This window comes from Leeuwenhoekiella sp. MAR_2009_132 (assembly GCF_000687915.1).
Classification (GTDB): domain Bacteria; phylum Bacteroidota; class Bacteroidia; order Flavobacteriales; family Flavobacteriaceae; genus Leeuwenhoekiella.
The window spans coordinates 425,894-445,138 of sequence record NZ_JHZY01000002.1 but is presented as its reverse complement, the minus strand read 5'-3'; the positions used below and the strand labels follow the sequence as shown (position 1 = coordinate 445,138).

At 37.2% G+C, this 19,245-nt stretch carries 16 protein-coding genes; 12 read left to right on the top strand and 4 right to left on the bottom strand.

What is annotated here, in order from left to right; translation table 11 throughout:
• Nucleotides 1–15 precede the first annotated feature (15 nt).
• The 3 genes from P164_RS01880 to P164_RS01870 form a co-directional block, all read right to left on the bottom strand.
• Nucleotides 16–1,698 carry a hypothetical protein gene (locus P164_RS01880; RefSeq protein ID WP_028374790.1) on the bottom strand — a complete coding sequence of 561 codons (1,683 nt, stop codon included), beginning with the start codon at nucleotides 1,696–1,698 and terminating at the stop codon, nucleotides 16–18.
• A 279-nt stretch (nucleotides 1,699–1,977) separates the two neighbouring features.
• Nucleotides 1,978–4,191 carry a hypothetical protein gene (locus P164_RS01875; RefSeq protein ID WP_028374789.1) on the bottom strand — a complete coding sequence of 738 codons (2,214 nt, stop codon included), beginning with the start codon at nucleotides 4,189–4,191 and terminating at the stop codon, nucleotides 1,978–1,980.
• Nucleotides 4,192–4,471: 280 nt separating this feature from the next.
• Entirely contained in the window at nucleotides 4,472–6,850 is a 2,379-nt protein-coding gene (locus tag P164_RS01870) for a hypothetical protein (protein ID WP_028374788.1), read from the bottom strand.
• 286 nt (nucleotides 6,851–7,136) lie between these two features.
• On the opposite strand from P164_RS01870, the gene nhaC reads away from it, so the two are divergent.
• The 11 genes from nhaC (at nucleotide 7,137) to P164_RS01815 (ending at nucleotide 17,729) form a co-directional block, all read left to right on the top strand.
• Entirely contained in the window at nucleotides 7,137–8,621 is a 1,485-nt protein-coding gene (gene nhaC / locus P164_RS01865; protein WP_028374787.1) for a Na+/H+ antiporter NhaC, read from the top strand.
• A gap of 324 nt (nucleotides 8,622–8,945) precedes the next feature.
• The gene (locus P164_RS01860) at nucleotides 8,946–9,584 is read left to right on the top strand and encodes a peroxiredoxin (protein ID WP_028374786.1); all 639 of its coding nucleotides are present in this window, start codon (nucleotides 8,946–8,948) and stop codon (nucleotides 9,582–9,584) included.
• A gap of 105 nt (nucleotides 9,585–9,689) precedes the next feature.
• The gene (locus tag P164_RS01855) at nucleotides 9,690–10,004 is read left to right on the top strand and encodes a thioredoxin family protein (RefSeq protein ID WP_028374785.1); all 315 of its coding nucleotides are present in this window, start codon (nucleotides 9,690–9,692) and stop codon (nucleotides 10,002–10,004) included.
• Nucleotides 9,985–10,233 (top strand): DUF6952 family protein, encoded by a 249-nt coding sequence (locus P164_RS01850; protein ID WP_028374784.1) that lies wholly within the window; start codon nucleotides 9,985–9,987, stop codon nucleotides 10,231–10,233. Before P164_RS01855 ends, P164_RS01850 begins: the two co-directional genes overlap by 20 nt.
• Nucleotides 10,234–10,375: 142 nt before the next feature.
• A complete protein-coding gene (tpx, locus tag P164_RS01845; protein ID WP_028374783.1) occupies nucleotides 10,376–10,876 on the top strand; it encodes a thiol peroxidase in 501 nt (166 codons plus the stop codon).
• Nucleotides 10,877–10,879: 3 nt separating this feature from the next.
• Nucleotides 10,880–11,251 (top strand): diacylglycerol kinase family protein, encoded by a 372-nt coding sequence (locus tag P164_RS01840; RefSeq protein ID WP_028374782.1) that lies wholly within the window; start codon nucleotides 10,880–10,882, stop codon nucleotides 11,249–11,251.
• Between the two features lie 149 nt (nucleotides 11,252–11,400).
• Nucleotides 11,401–13,794: a DNA translocase FtsK gene (locus P164_RS01835; protein ID WP_028374781.1), complete on the top strand. Its 2,394-nt coding sequence runs from the start codon at nucleotides 11,401–11,403 to the stop codon at nucleotides 13,792–13,794.
• A 1-nt stretch (nucleotide 13,795) separates the two neighbouring features.
• Nucleotides 13,796–14,452: a LolA family protein gene (locus P164_RS01830; protein WP_234405810.1), complete on the top strand. Its 657-nt coding sequence runs from the start codon at nucleotides 13,796–13,798 to the stop codon at nucleotides 14,450–14,452.
• Nucleotides 14,453–14,456: 4 nt separating this feature from the next.
• The gene (locus tag P164_RS01825; protein WP_081817297.1) at nucleotides 14,457–16,073 is read left to right on the top strand and encodes an LptF/LptG family permease; all 1,617 of its coding nucleotides are present in this window, start codon (nucleotides 14,457–14,459) and stop codon (nucleotides 16,071–16,073) included.
• An 80-nt stretch (nucleotides 16,074–16,153) separates the two neighbouring features.
• Complete coding sequence (gene ribB / locus P164_RS01820) at nucleotides 16,154–17,299, top strand: 3,4-dihydroxy-2-butanone-4-phosphate synthase (protein ID WP_028374778.1); 1,146 nt, start codon at nucleotides 16,154–16,156, stop codon at nucleotides 17,297–17,299.
• Nucleotides 17,300–17,381: 82 nt separating this feature from the next.
• Complete coding sequence (locus P164_RS01815; RefSeq protein WP_028374777.1) at nucleotides 17,382–17,729, top strand: hypothetical protein; 348 nt, start codon at nucleotides 17,382–17,384, stop codon at nucleotides 17,727–17,729.
• Here the strand turns inward: P164_RS01815 and P164_RS01810 are convergent.
• Nucleotides 17,724–18,353 (bottom strand): NAD(P)H-dependent oxidoreductase, encoded by a 630-nt coding sequence (locus P164_RS01810; RefSeq protein ID WP_028374776.1) that lies wholly within the window; start codon nucleotides 18,351–18,353, stop codon nucleotides 17,724–17,726. The two genes, P164_RS01815 and P164_RS01810, sit on opposite strands and share 6 nt — an antisense overlap.
• Before the next feature lie 162 nt (nucleotides 18,354–18,515).
• Here P164_RS01810 and P164_RS01805 point away from each other — a divergent pair, with 162 nt between their 5' ends.
• Entirely contained in the window at nucleotides 18,516–19,178 is a 663-nt protein-coding gene (locus P164_RS01805) for a vancomycin high temperature exclusion protein (protein ID WP_028374775.1), read from the top strand.
• Nucleotides 19,179–19,245: the final 67 nt, after the last annotated feature.

Below are 19,245 nucleotides of genomic sequence, written 5' to 3'. Positions count from 1 at the left end.
CAATTAAAGAATTAATCAATTATCACCTATTCTTCTTATAGATAAATTACAGGTGTTAGCAGGAAATGAAGTGCTACCAGCTCCTACAGTATATCTAAGACGAACTCTATCATTAGCATCTAAATATACTAAGAACGTTTTTGAAGTAGTTACTCGCTGACCATTTGCTAAATGCATGGTTTGATTAGAGCTTTGATTTATTTTAGTATATGTATTATTGTTAGGCGCTTTTTCAACATAAAAATCAAAAGTTCGTGCGGTTGCGTCATTTGCTAACATACTGATGGCATATGAAATCTCATAATTACCCGCTATGGTTGTTTGTAAATAATATTCAGTAGTACTATGCAGAACATTTTTAAGAACAGAGCTCGCATTAAGACTTCGTGTGTAATCACCAGTTACATTTACACCTCCATCATTATTCCCAAACATTTCACCGTATGCTTCAGTATACTGGTTTGCAGGTGCCTGCCAGGTTGCACTACCATTAGCATCAGAAGTTAAAACCTTTCCTGCTCCCTGAGTACCATCTGTGATTCTTAACTTTCCATCATTAACATGTAATTTATCTTTAGGGGCGCTAGTACCTATACCTACATTAGCATTACTACCTAAAATAACTGTATTTGCTTGATTGGCAATTGCATTGGCACCAATTGCTGTCGCATTATCAGCAGATCCCTTTGCATTATTACCAAGAGATACAGATTCTGTTCCTGTAGCTAATGCAGAATTACCTATTGCAACAGCACGTAAACCCGTTGAGGTACCTGCACCAATTGAAATTGCCCTGTCTCCACTAGAAGAAGAGCCAGCGGCAGTTCCTATACTCACACCATAATTTCCCACTTTGGCTGCATTGCTTCCTATAACAATAGACCCTGTAGCATTTGTTTGAGCACCATCTCCAATTGCAATAGTAAAATCTTTACTTGCCCGAGACGATCTACCTATTGCGATTGTATTGTCATAATCTTTTGCATATGCTCCTGTCCCAATTGCGATGCCACTTACAACATTAGTAATTGCACCATTACCAATTGCAATTCCATTAATTCCTCCTGATGCGGAAGCATTTGTGCCTATAGCTATTGTATTGTCAAAATCTTTAGCTTTTGCTCCATTACCTATTGCAATAGCATTTAATGACTGGGCGGTCGCGGAAAAACCTATTGCTGTTGCATTGCTGGTTAAAGCCTTGGCATTAGAACCAATTGCGGTAGCATTAGCTACGGTCGCACTAGAACTAAGTCCTAAACTCAAACTTCCGGAAGGATCTATTTTTCCGGACTCTGTTGAATTAACTTTGAATATTAAGGGTTGAGAATTTGTACTTCCTAAAAAATCTGTAGCGGTAACGGTATTTCCTGTAAGAGACCAATTTGTTCCTGCAGTTGAAGCCGCTTTCATTGCGGTCCAGGTGCTTCCATCCCAAAAATAATAACCCACACCATTACCACCTGTTAACGATGCATTAGTGTTGTAAATCATTAATCCGTTTGCATTGGCATTAATACCATCTATACTGGCATTAGTAGTCGATGTTAAGTTAATTCGGGGTGCCAAAAAGCCTTTATTTGATGCACTAAGATCTAAAATTGAAGATTGATCTGGTGTAGTGGTACCTATACCTACCTGAGCGAATACAGGTAGTAAGTTGAGTACGAAAAAAGTAGAGAGTAATAATTTTTTCAAGCCTAAATAATTATGTTGATTCGTAATCTTACTTGGTTAATAAGACCTTGATTCTGAAGAGAAAATAGTCAGATTAAACTTGTACAAATAAACATAATTTCAAATTCTTAGAAAAAGAATATTCTTTCTTAGATCAACTGTGTCAAAAAATGAACATAGTTTTGATGTGCTATAACTAATAATTTAATTATGCCGCAAAAAAAAGCCTCAGAAAATCCGAGACTTTTAATTTTAAAGAAAAGTTTTATTAATAAACTAAAAATAAAAAATTTTAGCTCTTTAAAAATCTATTACTGAAAACGAAAATTCGATATCAATATCTGCTTTTTGAGTAGTTCCATTATCACTATCTCCAATATTAATTTTAAATCCTGTAGGTTGACGATCGTAGTATGCAATACCAGGATCATCGTAAGGACAATCTGCAGAATCCATACAATCTATTGTAGTTAAATTAATCACATAATTTACAGAAGAGCGTGGTGAAGCGAAAGTGACCTGATAATCACCCAAATTAATTCTGGAAACAGTAGCACCAGTAATTTTTAGAGCAGTTCCGTCTGGATTAACTAAACCTGCAGCTACAACTTGTGGTATAGCTTGCCAACTGGCATTACCATTTGCATCTGAAGTGAGAACTTTGCCGTTATCATCACCCGGAGTCGTATCTACGTAACGTAAAGTACCATTAACTTGTAATTTGGCTGTGGGTGTATTTGTACCTATACCTACATTAAAGGGTATCGTACTTGAAGAATTTCCTAAAATAATAGTATTTGCCTGACCTGCTGTAGCTCCATTTCCTATAGCAGTTGCGTTTTCTGCAGAAGCTACAGTATTAGGTCCTAGTGCCAGTGCTGAATTTGCAGTTGCCTGTGCCTGTTTGCCCAAAGATGTCGCGTTTGAACCCTGAGCTCGAGAATCTCTTCCTATTGCAGTACTACTTGGGCCCATTGCTGCAGCACCTTTCCCGTAGGCTGAAGCCTCCGCTGCCTGCGCACTTGATCCAGATCCCGCTGTTATTGATTTACTGCCTGAAGCTGATGTATTATGACCTAATGCTGTAGCGTCTGCTGCCGTAGCTTTTGCCTGAAAACCTACTGCAGTAGCATTAGCTGCTGTGCTTGAAGTCTCACCTCCTAATTGCAAAGAGTTATCTACTTTAAAACTACCTACCGGTATATTATTTACTCTAAAATTAAGTGGTTGGGCATTTGTCGTACCTAAAAAGTCTGTTGCTGCAACTGCATTTCCTTGCAACGACCAGTTTGCAGTATTTGCACCAGGAACTTGCCAGGTTGCCAGGCCAGTTGCATCAGAAGTAAGTACCCTGCCTGCTCCCTGAGTACCATCTGCAATTTTTATCGAACCTAAAACATCTAATTTTGCTAAAGGATCAGCTACACCAATACCTACGCGACCTATATTATTAATTGTCATTGCAGGAATCGCCAAAGTTTGATTTACAGCACCAGCTGCTGTTGTATTAAAAATGATTTTAGTAGGCAGATTTCCGGCTGCAGGCGTACCATCCATTAACATTCGTATACCACCAACCTCCCGAATAGCAGTACCATCGTGAGTTTTAAAAACCAAAGAACCTATTTCCTGATTAGTACTCAATATATTAGGAGTTTCTAAGGTTCCGCCTGTATTGTAAAATATCACATTGGGAGGATTTGTACTTGCGCTTGTAAACTGCAAATCGTTATCTCCTGCCCGTTTCAATTCAACGTGCTCTATAGGATTCATTGTACCTATACCTACAAAACCATTAGCCCGAATAACCATTCTATCAACAGTAGAAGTTGTACCAACGGGTGTAGTAGCAAATTTTATTTTTCCAGAACTTGATCCAGAACTGCTGGCTCCTTCAGCCTGAAAGTAGATTTCTGCACTGGGTCTAAAAGCATAGGTTGATGCGTTTGTAAGCGCCTGCCCTCTTAAACCACCTATGCGGGTATCATTTTGCAATAATCCTGGAGCAGCTAATGTTCCCCTAGATCTGAATAAATCTATATCTAAATCATCATCTAATGCATCTATAAATCTTAAGAATAATACATCTCTAGAATTTTCTGTAGTAATATGTAAAGCACCTAACGGATTATTTGTACCTATACCTACCTGACCCATCGTATAAATATTGTCTGTATTTAATGTTGCAGGTTGTGTTGTTTTAGCTTTAAACCAGGGCTCTATCGTACTGTTTAAAGGGAGCCAACTGCTAAGCCCTGAATCCCAGTAGTGAAAACCCTTAGTGTAAGGTGATACAGATGCTGTTAAGTAAATTAATTGCCCATCTGTTGAACCGTTAGTAGCAAGATTATTAACACGAGGAACTAAAACACCGTCTGAGGCAGTTACGGCGCCCAGATGATTTACGGCTCTTATATCTAATGAGGCTTCGGGAGTTGTTGTACCTATTCCTACCTGAGCGAATACCGGCAGTAAGTTGAGTACGAAAAAAGTAGAGAGTAATAGTTTTTTCATGCACTAATTATTAAGTTAGTTTGTGGATATGTAAGTTTATAAGACCTTGATACGAAGGGGGTAGTCATTTTAAACTTGTACAAATAAACGTAATTTATACTTATAAACGAAATAACAACTCCTTTTATCTATATATAAGTATAAATTTTAATTAAGGTTTGTAAGAAATAATAGTAAAAGCTGAAAAAGAACGGTTATATGTAATTTTGGGTCGTTTAAATGCAAAAAAAATCCTCAGAAATTCTGAGGATTTTTTTTTTGCATTTTTTTTATTCTACTTTTAAAATAGACGTTCTGCGCTCATATAAATACGTCGCTCATCACCAGTTGTTGGAAATGCTAACCATTTGACTTCATAAAAGCTCCCATTAGGAAGCGCTATTTGACCCGTAACTGTTTCTGATAAAGTGGCGCTCCAATATGTAATTCCATCTGGGTCTGGACTTACAAAATCTCCTGCTCCAAGTGTTAAATTGGTGTCGTGATCAACTTGATTTGTTGCACCTTCAGTTGTACCAGTTACGGTCACTTTTAAGTTACCTCCAGAAATATTTATAAACTGAGGTCTATAAACCGTTGCATCTCGACGCTGAACAGTTACCCGTATCAAACCTTCTAATTCTATTAATCCTGAATTGTTCAAATATTCATTATTAGCCAAATTAACGGTTCTATAAACACTTTTACGTTCACCAACATTAAAGCCAGAACCTCCAAGCGGATTCCATCTATTTTGTGACGATGAAAAAACATACAAACCTTCTGCTGTTACATTTATGGTTTGACCTGCTGGGACAGTTGTTGCAGCTGTCACATATAAAATAGCTCCATTTTGAGCAGTAGTATACGTTTTTGCTTTCAATTGATCACCCGTTAAACGTGGTGGAATCACCCCATCAAGAGCACTTAAATTAGTAGCACGGCCCACCACATCTAATGTTGCAGCAGGAGCATTCGTTCCTATACCTACTTTTGAATTATTACCTAAAATTACTGTATCGTCATTAGGAGCAACTACTGCATTACCTAAAGCGATAGCATTTGCACCATTAGCTTCAGCATTTTGACCTATAGCAATTGAATTTAATTTAGTAGATAATGCACCATTTCCTAAAGCGACCGCGTTTAAACCCGAAGCATTTGTACCATTACCTATCGCAATACTATTAGTATTACTTGCAATTGCTATATTACCTACAGCAACACCTTGTGCTCCAGAGGCCGCTGTATTATTTCCTAGCGCAGTAGCGTTTTGACCAGATGCATTAGCTTGTACTCCCAGGGCAACAGTTTGCCCATTACTTGCAACTGCTGCATTACCTAAAGCTACCGCATTATTGCCTGATGCTGTACTACCATTTCCTACAGCTACTGTATAATCTGCTGTAGTACTTGCTGATGGTCCAACAGCAGTACCCCCAACAGTACTGGCTCGAGCATTAGAACCTAATGCGACAGTATTGCTACCTTCAGATCTTGCTCCTCTACCATAGGCAGTACTTTGATTTCCTTGTGCATTACTTTGATAACCCGTTGCTGTAGACTGCGCTCCAGAAGCAGTAGCGCTACTCCCTAGAGCAATAGACTCGTCACTTGAAGCTATGGCTGCATTACCTAAAGCTGTTGCTCGTATTCCACCGCTTGATGCATCTCTACCAAAATGTAATGAATTATTGGTCTGAATACTTCCTACACTTATATTATTAACTTTAAAATTAAGTGGCTGGGCATTTGTAGTACCTAAAAAATCTGTTGCTGTGATTGTATTTCCTTGCAATGACCAGTTTGCAGCATTTGCACCAGGAACTTGCCAGGTTGCTGTCCCATTGGCATCAGACGTCAATACTTTTCCTGCAGCTTGAGTTCCGTTTGTAATTCTTAAAGTTCCTCCAGAAATATGTAATAATTCACCAGGACTATTTGTACCTATTCCCACTTTCCCATCAGACTTTATCGTCATACGCTCTATGGTAGATAGTGCTCCTACAGGCGTGGTTGCAAAATTAATTTCAGCAGCACTTGAGGTGGGACTACTGGCTCCTTCTGTCTGAAACCAAATCTCTGCGCTTGGATTAAAAAGTGTACTTGAACCTGTAAATGATTGTCCCCTAATTCCCCCCAGACGGGTATTGTCTTGAAGCAATGTTGGAGCAGATGCAGTCCCTCTGGCTCTTAGTAGATCTATATCTAAATCGTCACCTGGTGAGTCTATAAATCTAAATAATAGAACATCTCTAGAATTCTGAGTTGTTATATGTAATGCTCCTAGCGGATTATCTGTACCTATCCCCACCTGTCCCATAGTATATAAATTATCAGAGTTAGATGTAGCAGCATTGGTTGTACCTGCTTCATTCCAGGGTTCTACATTACTATTTATAGGCGTCCATTTGTTAGCAGTGGAATCCCAATAATGAAATCCTTTAGAAAATGTAGAAACATCTGCAATTAAATAAACTAATTGCCCATCTGTTAAACCAGCTGTTGACAAAGCATTTACGCGAGGAACTAAAATACCATCAGATTCACTAACACCACCTAAATGATTTGCACCTCGTATATCTAACGAAGATTGCGGCATTGTAGTCCCTATTCCTACTTGAGAAAAAGAGATTGAAATATTAACTAATAAAAATACAAATAGTAGTATTTGCTTCATATAATGTCAATTAGAGTTGGGATTACTGCTTTTAAATTATTAAAAATTTAAAATGCGAAAATAACACTTTATCTAGAATAATTGCATTTTATCCCTCAAATATTGCACTTTAACTTTCTATTAGCTATAACGTTATATTTTTTAATGACTATTCTCTGGCCAATTAAAAAAACATGATACAAACCTAAATTATAAACTTAATGTTACAGAATACCTTTGCTATCCCATACCCATATCCCATTTTAAACTAAGAATGATTATAATTGTAAACATTTTATAATATATCATGGAAAATCAGGAACTAGATCCTAAAAATCAAGAAATCGTAGACAATCGCGAACTCAATATATGGGAAGCTATGATCCCTATCGTAGCATTGGTTATAATGCTAGCCTATAATGTATATGTTTTTGGTGATGATGCATTAAGTGGGTCTAACCAATTTATTCTGCTTTTAGGTGCTGGGGTAGCTGCCATTGTAGGTTTTTTTAATAAAACTTCTTTTGAAACCATGATGGATGAAGTTGCACAAAATATTAAATCTACCGCAGGAGCCATAATCATTCTCCTTATGGTTGGTGCACTTGCAGGAACCTGGCTTATAAGTGGGATAATCCCCACGATGATTTATTATGGCCTACAAATATTAAATCCCTCTATATTTCTTGCAGCCTGTGTGGTTATTTGCGCGATAATTTCTGTTGCCACCGGAAGCAGCTGGACGACCTCAGCGACCGTAGGTATTGCGCTTATAGGTATTGCAAATGCATTAGGCATCTCTTTAGGAATGACGGCAGGTGCTATTCTTTCTGGCGCCTATTTTGGAGATAAATTATCTCCCTTAAGTGATACTACTAATCTCGCACCGGCGATGGCAGGTACAGATCTGTTTACACATATTCAATATATGCTCTACACTACTGTTCCTACAATTACTATTACCTTACTGGTTTTTATAATTATTGGTTTTAATATAGACACTACGGGTGATGCAGATACTTCGACCATACTTGCCTCTATAGATGATGCTTTCACAATAAGTCCGTGGTTGTTTGTAGTTCCTGCTCTTGTGATTTTTATGATCATCAAAAAGACTTCTCCACTTATAGCTTTATTAATAGGTACGCTTTTAGGAGGTATTGCAGCCTTAATTGTTCAGCCGGAAATTGTGGCTACTTTAGGAGGTAGCGATACGCTAACTTTTAAGAGCGGCTATATGGGTGTTATGAATGCCATTACAGTAGATACCGCTATTGAGACTACAAATGAAAATCTTAATGATCTTTTTGCCGCAAGCGGAATGGCAGGAATGCTGGGAACTATCTGGCTAATCATTTGCGCAATGACCTTTGGTGGAATTATGGATGCTATTGGAGCACTTTCAAGAATAAGCAAGTTTATGCTTAATTTATTTGACAGCACTTTTGGCCTGTTTGCCAGTACTGTAGCAACCTGCATAGGTTTAAACGCAACAGCTAGTGATCAATATTTAGCAATAGTTGTTCCCGGTAAAATGTATGCAAAAGCCTATCGCGATAAAGGCCTGGCTCCAGAAAATTTAAGTAGAACATTAGAAGACAGCGGTACAGTAACCTCAGTACTCGTGCCTTATAACACCTGCGGTGCTTATCAAAGTGGTGTTCTTGGTGTATCAGTTTCAGACTATTTTGTATATGCGATATTCAATTGGTTAAGCCCCTTTATGACTTTAATATTTGCAGCTTTCCGTATAAAAATTAGAACACTCGCTCAGGCAGGAAAAGCTAAATAATTGAGTTTAGTAAATAACCAATTACCAGTCTTTAGTGGAATAGAAACTATTTGTTGAACTTGAAACTCAACTTTACACATTTTATTATCAATTGTTGATTAAAAAATAATTGCATTTTAACGCTTTACGAAAGACCTAATAAGCACGCCACATTTTTATCAATTTGATAAAATGTAGCGCCTATTTTAGTTGCAATCTCAATAATAACCTACTCTTTCGACTTCAATAGAAAACGCCTATAGTAGCATAGTTAGTTTTCATTTTCACCCATAAACTTATCCTTTAATTGGGGTTACTTTTGCAGCCAAATTAAAAACAACTAGAATGACATTAGTAGGAAAAAAATTCCCAAGCATCAGCGTAGATGCAATGAACGAAATGGGTGACACGTTCAAATTAAATATTCTTGAAGAAGCTCAAAAAAATAACAAGAAGGTTTTACTTTTTTGGTATCCTAAAGATTTCACATTTGTATGTCCTACAGAATTACATGCATTTCAAGCTGCATTAGCAGATTTTGAAAAAAGAAATACTATGGTAATAGGTGCTTCTTGCGATACTCCAGAAGTTCACTTTGCATGGTTAAATACAGCAAAAGATAATGGTGGTATTGAAGGTGTGACTTATCCTATTCTTGCAGATACAAACCGTAATCTTGCTAACCGCTTAGGCATATTAGATATTACTAACGAGCGTTACGATGAAGAACATGGTAATGTTTTAGTTGACGGTGATAATGTGACCTACAGAGCTACATACTTAATAGACGAAGAAGGAACGGTATTTCACGAAGGTATTAACCATATGCCATTAGGTCGTAACGTTAATGAATTTCAACGTTTAATTGATGCGTATACGCACGTACAGGAGAAAGGTGAAGTTTGCCCTGCAAACTGGGAAGAAGGTAAAGATGCCATGAGCGCAAATCGTGATGGTGTAGCATCTTATTTATCATCTAACTAAGATTAAACAATCAAGACTTTAATTTAGGATTAAGGTCTTGATGTTTTAATTCATGTTGAGGCTTCAGTAAATTAAATTCCACGTTGTGGAACTAAAAAAAATAATATGGTTCAAGAACTTGATCAAGATAATTTAGCAGAATTGGTAAGTACAAACGATACTGTTGTTGTACAATATATGGCCGGCTGGTGTGGTAACTGCAGATTGATGAAGCCAAAATTTAAAAAACTGGCTTCAGAACATGAAAACACAGCTTTTTTACTGGTTGATGCAGAGAAGTATCCAGAAAGCCGTAAACTAGCAACTGTAGACAACCTGCCTACATTTGCCACCTTTAAAAACGGAAGTTTTAAAAACCAGGTGCAAACTAATAAGTTTGAAATCTTAAAAGAACTTGTAGATGAAATTACCAGTAATTAAGCACTTACAAAAAAACAACAGCGCTCAGGCGTTAGAGCACACTATAGAAGTTTTGGAATCTTTTACAGAACATCGTTCTGTTTCTGATGAAGAGATGGATGTTATAGGTGAACTCATCACAAATTTATGTGGTGCTGTAGAAATGCATCAAATGATCACAAACGGAATGTCTGAACGTGATGCAGCTAATGGCTTTGCTCAAAAAGTCTTAGGCTCTATAGACCGATAATTTTATTAATAAATGAGAGAAAAATCCCTTGGTTAAATAGAACCAGGGGATTTTTTGTTTTAAAAGACGTATCAAATTAGCATTTGTTTAATTGCTACTCTTTAAGCTTATAAGTACATTTACTCAAACATACAAACTCAATATGGCTACGATCACTTTAGGTGGAAACACTACACATACACTAGGCGAATTACCAACAACAGGAAGCCCTGCGCCAGACTTCAATCTTGCTGCAAAAGATCTACATCAGGTTTCTCTTAACGACTTTAAAGGGAAACGCGTTGTTATGAATATTTTCCCAAGCGTTGATACCGGCGTTTGTGCTGCTTCTGTACGTCATTTTAACAAGGATGCTTCTAACCTTGAAGATACTGTAGTACTTTGCATATCTAGAGACTTACCCTTTGCACAGGCTCGTTTTTGTGGTGCAGAAGGTTTAGAGAATGTAATAACACTTTCAGATTTTAAAGACGGTTCTTTTGGCAAAGATTATGGTCTCGAGATTAAAGATGGTGCTTTTGCGGGGTTACACTCGCGTGTAGTTATTGTTCTTAATGAAGATCATAAAATTGTTTATAGCGAGCAGGTTTCAGAAATAGGTCAGGAACCTAATTACGAGACTGCACTTAACGCGCTAAATTAATTTATGAATAAGGCTGAAGACAATTTTATAGTAAATAGATTAAAAGCGTTTAAGTATGCCTTTAAAGGTGCCTGGCTATTAATACGTAAAGAACCCAGTATTAAAGTACAGTTTACCTGTGCCATAATTGTAACACTACTTGGTTTTATTCTCGATATTTCTGCCACAGAGTGGGTGGTTCAATTACTGGCAATAGGTTTAGTATTAGCTGTTGAAGGGCTCAATACCGCAGTAGAAAAAATAGCAGATTTTATACATCCTGAATACCATGAGAAAATAGGTGATATAAAAGATGTAGCCGCAGGTGCAGTAACCTTTGCTGCTCTTATAGCTGCCATTATTGGTCTTATTATATATATTCCAAAACTGTTATAAAATTTTATAAGTTTAGTACCGTTTGATATTTGTATTTTTGCCCACCTGTAAGTTTAAAAATAAGTCATCACTAGATTGCTACTTTTAAATTTTCAAACAAAAAACCCCTACTAATAACGAGTTACTGGTACAAATAGTCAACCCTTGGAATGGCCCGAAAAAAAACCAAAACCACAACCAAAAAAACTACACAGTCTAAGAAATTATCGCTTAAGCTGTCTAAACAACAAAAAATTGTTCTGGGGAGTTTTCTCTTTCTTCTGGGGCTGGCTTTGCTGTTTTCTTTTATATCCTATTTTTTTAGCTGGCAGGCAGATCAAAGTACCCTAGACAGTCTGGGCGATCGCAACGTAAAAACCGAAAACTGGCTGAATAAATTTGGTGCAGCTATAGGTGATTTCTTTATTTATCAGGGCTTCGGTCTGGCTTCCTTCACTTTAGCTGTTTTAATAACGCTTACCGGTTTTTACTACTTTTTTGACAAAGAGAAAAAAACCTTACGTACTTTCTGGTTTTGGGGTATTGTTTTAATGTTGTGGTTCTCTGTCTTTTTCGGCTTTTTTTCAGATTCTGCACCGCTTTTAGGTGGTATGGTGGGTTACGAGCTTAACGATTATCTTCAAGATTATTTAGGTCTTATAGGTACGATACTTATTCTCGCTTTCTTTGCCATTGTATATTTCGCCGTTAGGTTAAAAATAACGCCAGAGTTAGTAGGCAGTTATCTAAAACAAAAAAGGCAATCGCTTAAAAGCGAACTTAATGACGACAACGATGATGATTTTTCTGAGTATAGAGATAACGCCTTTGACAAAGACAATATCGAGTTACCGAAACCTGCACCGGTTACTAAAGAGATTAAACCAGAAGAACCGGCTCTTAAACCAATTCAGCCTGTAGCAAAGGATGTTGATGAGCCCGAACTTAAACTTGAAACTGCGCAACCCGCTCAGGAAGAATTTGAGATTGAGATTGAAGAAACCGTTGAAGAAGAAGAACTGGTAGAAAATCTAAGCACAAAACTGGTTCAGGATTTTGGGGAGTTTGACCCTACGCTAGAATTAAGCAACTATAAGTTTCCTTCTATAGATTTACTGAAAGATTATACTAAGGGACAAAGCATCACTATAGATCAGGAAGAACTTGAGGAAAACAAAAACCGAATTGTAGACACCCTTAAAAACTACAAAATAGAAATTGCGCATATTAAAGCAACGGTAGGACCTACTGTTACCCTTTATGAGATTGTACCCGAAGCCGGCGTGCGTATTTCAAAAATTAAAAATCTTGAAGACGATATTGCTTTATCTCTTTCGGCATTAGGTATACGTATCATTGCGCCAATACCAGGTAAAGGAACCATAGGTATAGAGGTACCCAATAAAAATGCACGTATTGTATCTATGCGTTCTGCCATCGCCTCTCCCCGCTTTCAAAATGCAGAGATGGAATTACCTTTAACTTTGGGTAAAACTATTTCTAATGAAACCTTTGTGGTTGACTTAGCAAAAATGCCACACTTACTTATGGCAGGTGCTACCGGGCAGGGTAAATCTGTGGGATTAAATGCGATTCTTACTTCATTACTTTATAAAAAGCATCCTGCGGAAGTAAAATTTGTTCTGGTAGATCCTAAAAAAGTAGAACTTACCCTGTTTAATAAAATAGAACGTCACTATCTGGCTAAATTACCAGATTCTGAAGAAGCCATTATAACAGATAATGCCAAGGTTATAAATACCTTAAATTCACTCTGTATTGAGATGGATAATCGATACGATCTGCTTAAAAATGCATTGGCTCGTAATATTAAAGAATACAATGCAAAATTTAAAGCGCGCAAACTTAACCCGAATGACGGTCACAGATTTTTACCCTATATCGTTCTGGTAATTGATGAATTTGCAGATCTTATTATGACTGCCGGTAAAGAGGTAGAGACTCCTATTGCACGTCTTGCTCAATTAGCTCGAGCGATAGGTATTCACTTAATTGTAGCTACTCAGCGACCTTCGGTGAATGTTATTACAGGTATCATAAAGGCAAACTTTCCTGCACGTATTGCTTTTAGGGTGACTTCAAAAATTGACTCCCGTACGATTTTAGATAGTCAGGGTGCAGATCAATTAATAGGACGAGGAGATATGTTATTTACACAGGGTAATGAACTTACTCGTGTACAATGTGCTTTTGTTGATACTCCCGAAGTTGAAAAAATCACAGAATTTATAGGTTCACAAAAAGCATATCCTGATGCTTATCACCTGCCCGAATATGTGGGTGAAGAAGGTGGCACAAGTCTTGATATAGATGTGAGCGATAGAGATGCGCTCTTTATGGAAGCCGCCGAAGTTATAGTAATAGCGCAGCAAGGTAGCGCCTCTTTATTGCAACGTAAACTGAAACTGGGTTACAATCGTGCCGGTAGAATAATTGATCAATTAGAAGCTGCAGGTATTGTAGGACCTTTTGAAGGCAGCAAAGCCAGACAGGTACTCGTTTCAGATATGAATGCCTTAAATCAACAATTAAACAATGATTAAAATGAAAAATTTAAAAATAAAAGCACTTACTTTTTTACTCGTATTTCTTTCTGGTATTGCGATGAGCCAGGCACAGGATGCTAAAGCTAAAGCGCTATTAAATGAGGTTTCTACAAAAGTAAAAACCTATAAGAATATGTTTATAGATTTTAAATACAGCCTTTCTAACGATGCGGCAGGTATTAATCAGGAAACACGTGGAGATGTAACCTTAGTTGGCGACAAATACAAATTAAATCTAATGGGTACTACCCAAATGTATGATGGTAAAAAATTATACACTGTAATTCCTGATGATGAAGAAATTACTATTTCTACGCAGGATCCCGGTGATGATGATGCCATTACGCCTTCAAAAATGCTTACCTTTTTTAATAAGGGATACACCTATAAATGGGATATAGATCAAAACGTAAATGGTCGTAAAATTCAATATGTAAAGTTGATACCTATTGATTCTAATAGCGAATTAAAATCTGCTTTATTAGGTGTAGATGCACAAACCAAGCATATTTACCGTCTCATAATGACGCAAAAAAACGGTACCAAAATTACCATTACCGTAAACTCTTTTAAAACAGACCAGCCTGTACCAGGCAACTTATTTGTTTTTGACGAGAAGAAATACGCAGATTACTACATCAACAGGCTAGATTAGTTTTGTGAAAATACTGGACCGTTACATACTAACAACATTCATTAAAAACTTTCTGAGTACATTCATCATTCTGATGTTCATTTTTGTACTTCAGACGGTGTGGTTGTACATTAAGGAGCTTGCTGGCAAAGATCTGGACTTTGTAATTATTATAAAGTTTTTAATGTATTTCTCACCGCGTCTTGTAACGTTAGTGCTACCGCTTACAGTATTGCTTACCAGCATTATGACCTTTGGTAATTTTGCTGAGAATTATGAGTTCGCTGCAATGAAATCTACAGGTATTTCATTGCAGCGCGCTATGCGAAGTCTTACGGTATTTATTATTGGGCTCGCTATCACGTCATTTATGTTTGCTAATTATGTGATTCCGGCGGCAGAGTTTCAGTCCCTAAACCTGCGTAGAAATATTGCACAGGTAAAACCGGCGATGGCGATTACAAAAGGCCAATACACAGATATTGCAGACGGCTATGTCATAAAAGTTGCAGATAAACAGGGAGAAAACGGTCAGTTTTTAAAAGATGTTATTATCTATGAGAAAGACCCTACCCGTATAGGAAACTACACCGTAATTAAAGCACGTGAAGGCGAACTCATAAGCGCTGAAGGAGACAATATTCTTTCCCTTAAATTAATTGACGGAAACTACTATGATGAAGTCGAGCAAAGAGATTACAATAAGCAAAAAAGAGAACCTTTTGTAAAGAGCTATTTTGAGACTTACACCATAAATATTGACTTATCTGAACTTGATAATGTAGATATGGATGAGAAAAGTATCGACAACGCCTATACAATGCTTACGGTAATGCAACTGCGCGATACCCTGGTTGATATTTCAAAAAGCTACAATAACCATCTCAAAACCTTAGGAACAGGACAAATACGAGAGATGTATTTGCAAAATTTAGATTCTTCCTATTTAGCAAATATTCCTATTGATACCAGTAGAGTTTTAAATACAGAGTTACTTGAGAATTTTAAGGACACTGAAAAAATGCAACTGCTTGACCGAACGTTGGCTAAAATAAAAAATGAAATCAACGACGTCAAAAATGATAAAATTACAAACGGTCAAAAAGTTAAAGTCTTAAGTAAATATGAAATAGCACTTCACGAGAAATTTGTACTTGCCTTTGGATGTATTATACTCTTTTTTGTGGGAGCGCCACTAGGTGCGATCATACGTAAAGGTGGCCTTGGCCTTCCTATTGTTGTAGGTGTAGTACTGTTTTTAACCTATCACTTTATAGGTATTTTTGCTAAAAACAGTGCAGAAGATGGCAGTATTTCAGCCTGGCTTGCAAGCTGGTTAAGTACCTTAATCTTGTTTCCGTTAGGTGTATATTTGACCTATAGAGCAACTACAGATCAAGGATTATTTGATCTGGACGGCTTTCTCGATCCCGTAAAAAAACTCTTCAGAAAAAAAGATAAGATTGCAACAGACCAAACGCAACCTTTAAAAGATTCTGAATTATCAAATGCAGAAAAAGCCATTCTAAAGGTTAAAACCCGGCAAGAGCTTGAAGATATTGTAGCAAATTACAAACAGTATGGCTATTCTATTCAGTTTAAAGAAGCTGCAGAAGTCTTGCTAAAAAATGATGCGCAATAACCTACCACAGGTTCTTTTTTACCACGATTAATATACGCTCACAGCGCTAAATCGTACCTTTACAATTCTAAATTGAAAGCATGAATACGCAAACCATAACCCGGGATATTAAATTGAATACCATAGAAGAAGCTATTGCAGATATTAAAAATGGCAAGGTTATTATTGTTGTAGACGATGAAGATCGCGAGAACGAAGGTGATTTTCTTGCTGCTTCAGAGATGGTTACCCCAGAGATGATCAATTTTATGGCTACGCATGGTCGCGGTCTTATATGCACTCCCATTACCGAAGAGCGTTGTAAAGAATTGAAACTCGATATGATGGTAGGCACTAACAGTGATCCTATGGAAACGGCCTTTACCGTTTCGGTAGATTTAAAGGGAAATGGTGTTACTACGGGAATCAGTGCTTCAGACCGAGCTAAAACCATACAAGCATTAATAGATCCTGATACCCGATCCTGGGATTTAACGCGTCCTGGTCATATTTTTCCGCTAAAAGCAAAAGAAGGTGGCGTATTACGTCGTACCGGTCATACCGAAGCTGCTATTGATTTTGCACGTCTGGCAGGCTTTGCTCCCGCCGGTGTGATTGTAGAAATTATGAACGCAGACGGTACAATGGCGCGTTTGCCAGAACTCGTTAAAGTTGCTAAAAATTTTGATCTCAAAATTGTTTCTATTGCAGATCTGGTTGCGTATCGTATGCAACACGATTCGTTAATTGTTAAAAAAGAAGATTTCAATATAGAAACCCGCTACGGAAGTTTTAGACTGCGAGCGTATCAACAAACTACAAATGATCAAATACACATTGCACTTACAAAAGGAACCTGGGCTATAGATGAGCCGGTGCTGGTACGTGTAAATTCGACTTTTGTAAACAATGACATTCTAAGCACCCTGACGCAGGAACAAGACCGAAAACTGGATAAAATTTTTGAAACAATAAATACTACCGGTAAAGGAGCTATTGTTTTTATCAATCAGGAAAACATCGCCAACAAATTATTATTCCGCCTCGCGGAATTAAAAGAAAGACAGGAAACTGGTCGTGAACACGTAGTATCGTCAAAAATGGATCTTAAAGATTTTGGAATAGGTGCCCAAATTCTACACGATCTTGGTATTACCAAAATTAAATTACTGTCTAATAGCGAAGACCACAAGCGTGTGGGTATGATAGGCTACGGACTTGAAATTACAGATCGCGTAACCTATTAAAAGACTCGATTAGAGGTGATTCTGAACTGATTTTGCAACACAAATAGATGTTTAGCGTATTTTAAATACTAAACTAAATTCTATGAATGCAAAATTATACGTTTCAGGTTTATTTATTTTTTGCTTCGGAGGCATTTTAACTGCTCAGGTAAATCCTCAAATTCAGCTTATTCCGCAGGATTCACTTTTCTTAAAATTTAACCTTAATAGCAAAGACTTTTCATATTTAGAATTTTTTGAAAACCATGATGCATTAACAGAGTTGACAAAACCCGGTCTAAAACCGAATCCTATTAAAAATAGGATGCCCATCCTTAAACCAGATGAAACCCTTAATTACCCTATGCGTATTTATAAACCTAACCCTGTTTATGAATACAAAATACAGGTTTTAGAACCCATTATGATAGATCAAAATTATCAATCATAGTTTTATAATCGTTTCTTCCAGAGGTCTGCGTACTTTCTTAAAGTCTGCAAACATATCGTCTTCGGCACGGTAACCCACAGGCATCACAAGCACAGAAGACAAATCATAATTTCCTAAATTGAGAATCTCATCATACTTGTGTGGTTCAAAACCTTCCATAGGGCAGCAATCTATTTGCTCAACAGCACAAACCGTAAGCAGATTTCCCAAAGCTAAATAGGCCTGTTGTATCGCCCACGCTCTAGTCTCATCTTCCGGTTGTGTATCAAATTTATTTTCTAACATTTCTCTAAACGGTTTAAGAATGAGATCTGGCGTACCGCGCAGTTCTTTTACCCGTTCAAAATAGCCGGTAACAAAAGGAGCTTTTACTGTTTTTTCTATACATATAACCAGCAAATGCGAAGCGTCTGCAACCTGGCGTTGATTCATTGAGGCAGTTAATAAACGTTCCTGTAACTCTTTATCTGAAATAACTACCAGTTTTAAAGGTTGTAAACCATACGAAGTAGCAGTAAGATTAAAGGCTTCTGTAAGAATATTTATTTTTTCTTCTGCAACAATACGCTTTGCATCAAACTTTTTAGTTGCATAGCGCCACTTCAAACTCGTTATTACATTCATAGTCTTCATTTTAGTACAAAGGTAAGATGTTCCTGTTTATAAGTATTTATACACGATTAACTTATTACAAGCATTCTACTTTAAATCTTAAATATCAAAAGCGGTAACTTATCTTTATGGGCTGATGTATATCTTACTTTTATTAAATGCGACACCTTTAGTATGCAATTAAAAAAAATAATTTTATTAAAACTTCTGGGCTATTTAACACTCACGTTTGTGGTGCTGCTACTTTTTATAAGTACCCTCTCCTACCGTATTAGATCGTACAGCGAACCTTATATTTTTGATGAAGCTTCAGAAATTCCTGAGGCGTACTCGGTACTTGTATTGGGAGCCAGTGTATTACCCAGCGGAGAGCTCTCTACTATGTTGCGCGACCGCGTAGAATCTGCTTTATTACTCTATGAGAATGGAAAAGTAAAACGGTTTCTACTTAGTGGCGACAATGGCTCTACGAGTTATAATGAGCCCAGGGCGATGAAGAAATACCTTAGAGAGCGTGGTGTACCTGAAGAAGCTATTTTTATGGATTATGCCGGTTTTGATACCTACGACTCGGTATATCGCGCGTCTTATATCTTTGAGATAGATAATGCGATTGTGGTCTCTCAACGTTTTCACTTACCCAGAGCAATTTACATTGCCCGTCAAATGGGACTTAATTATTATGGGTATAATGGAGATCGCAGAGCGTACGAACTCGAATCTCGCAACCGGTTTAGGGAAATAGTGGCTAATGTAAAAGCATTTTTAGAACTCGCGATTAACAAAGAGCCTCATTTTAAGGGAGATAAAATACCTATTACAGGTAAAAATAATTAAATGAAAAAATCCTTTAAAAAGTATAGTTCATAATCAAAAAAACTTTCTATATTTGCACCCGCAATCA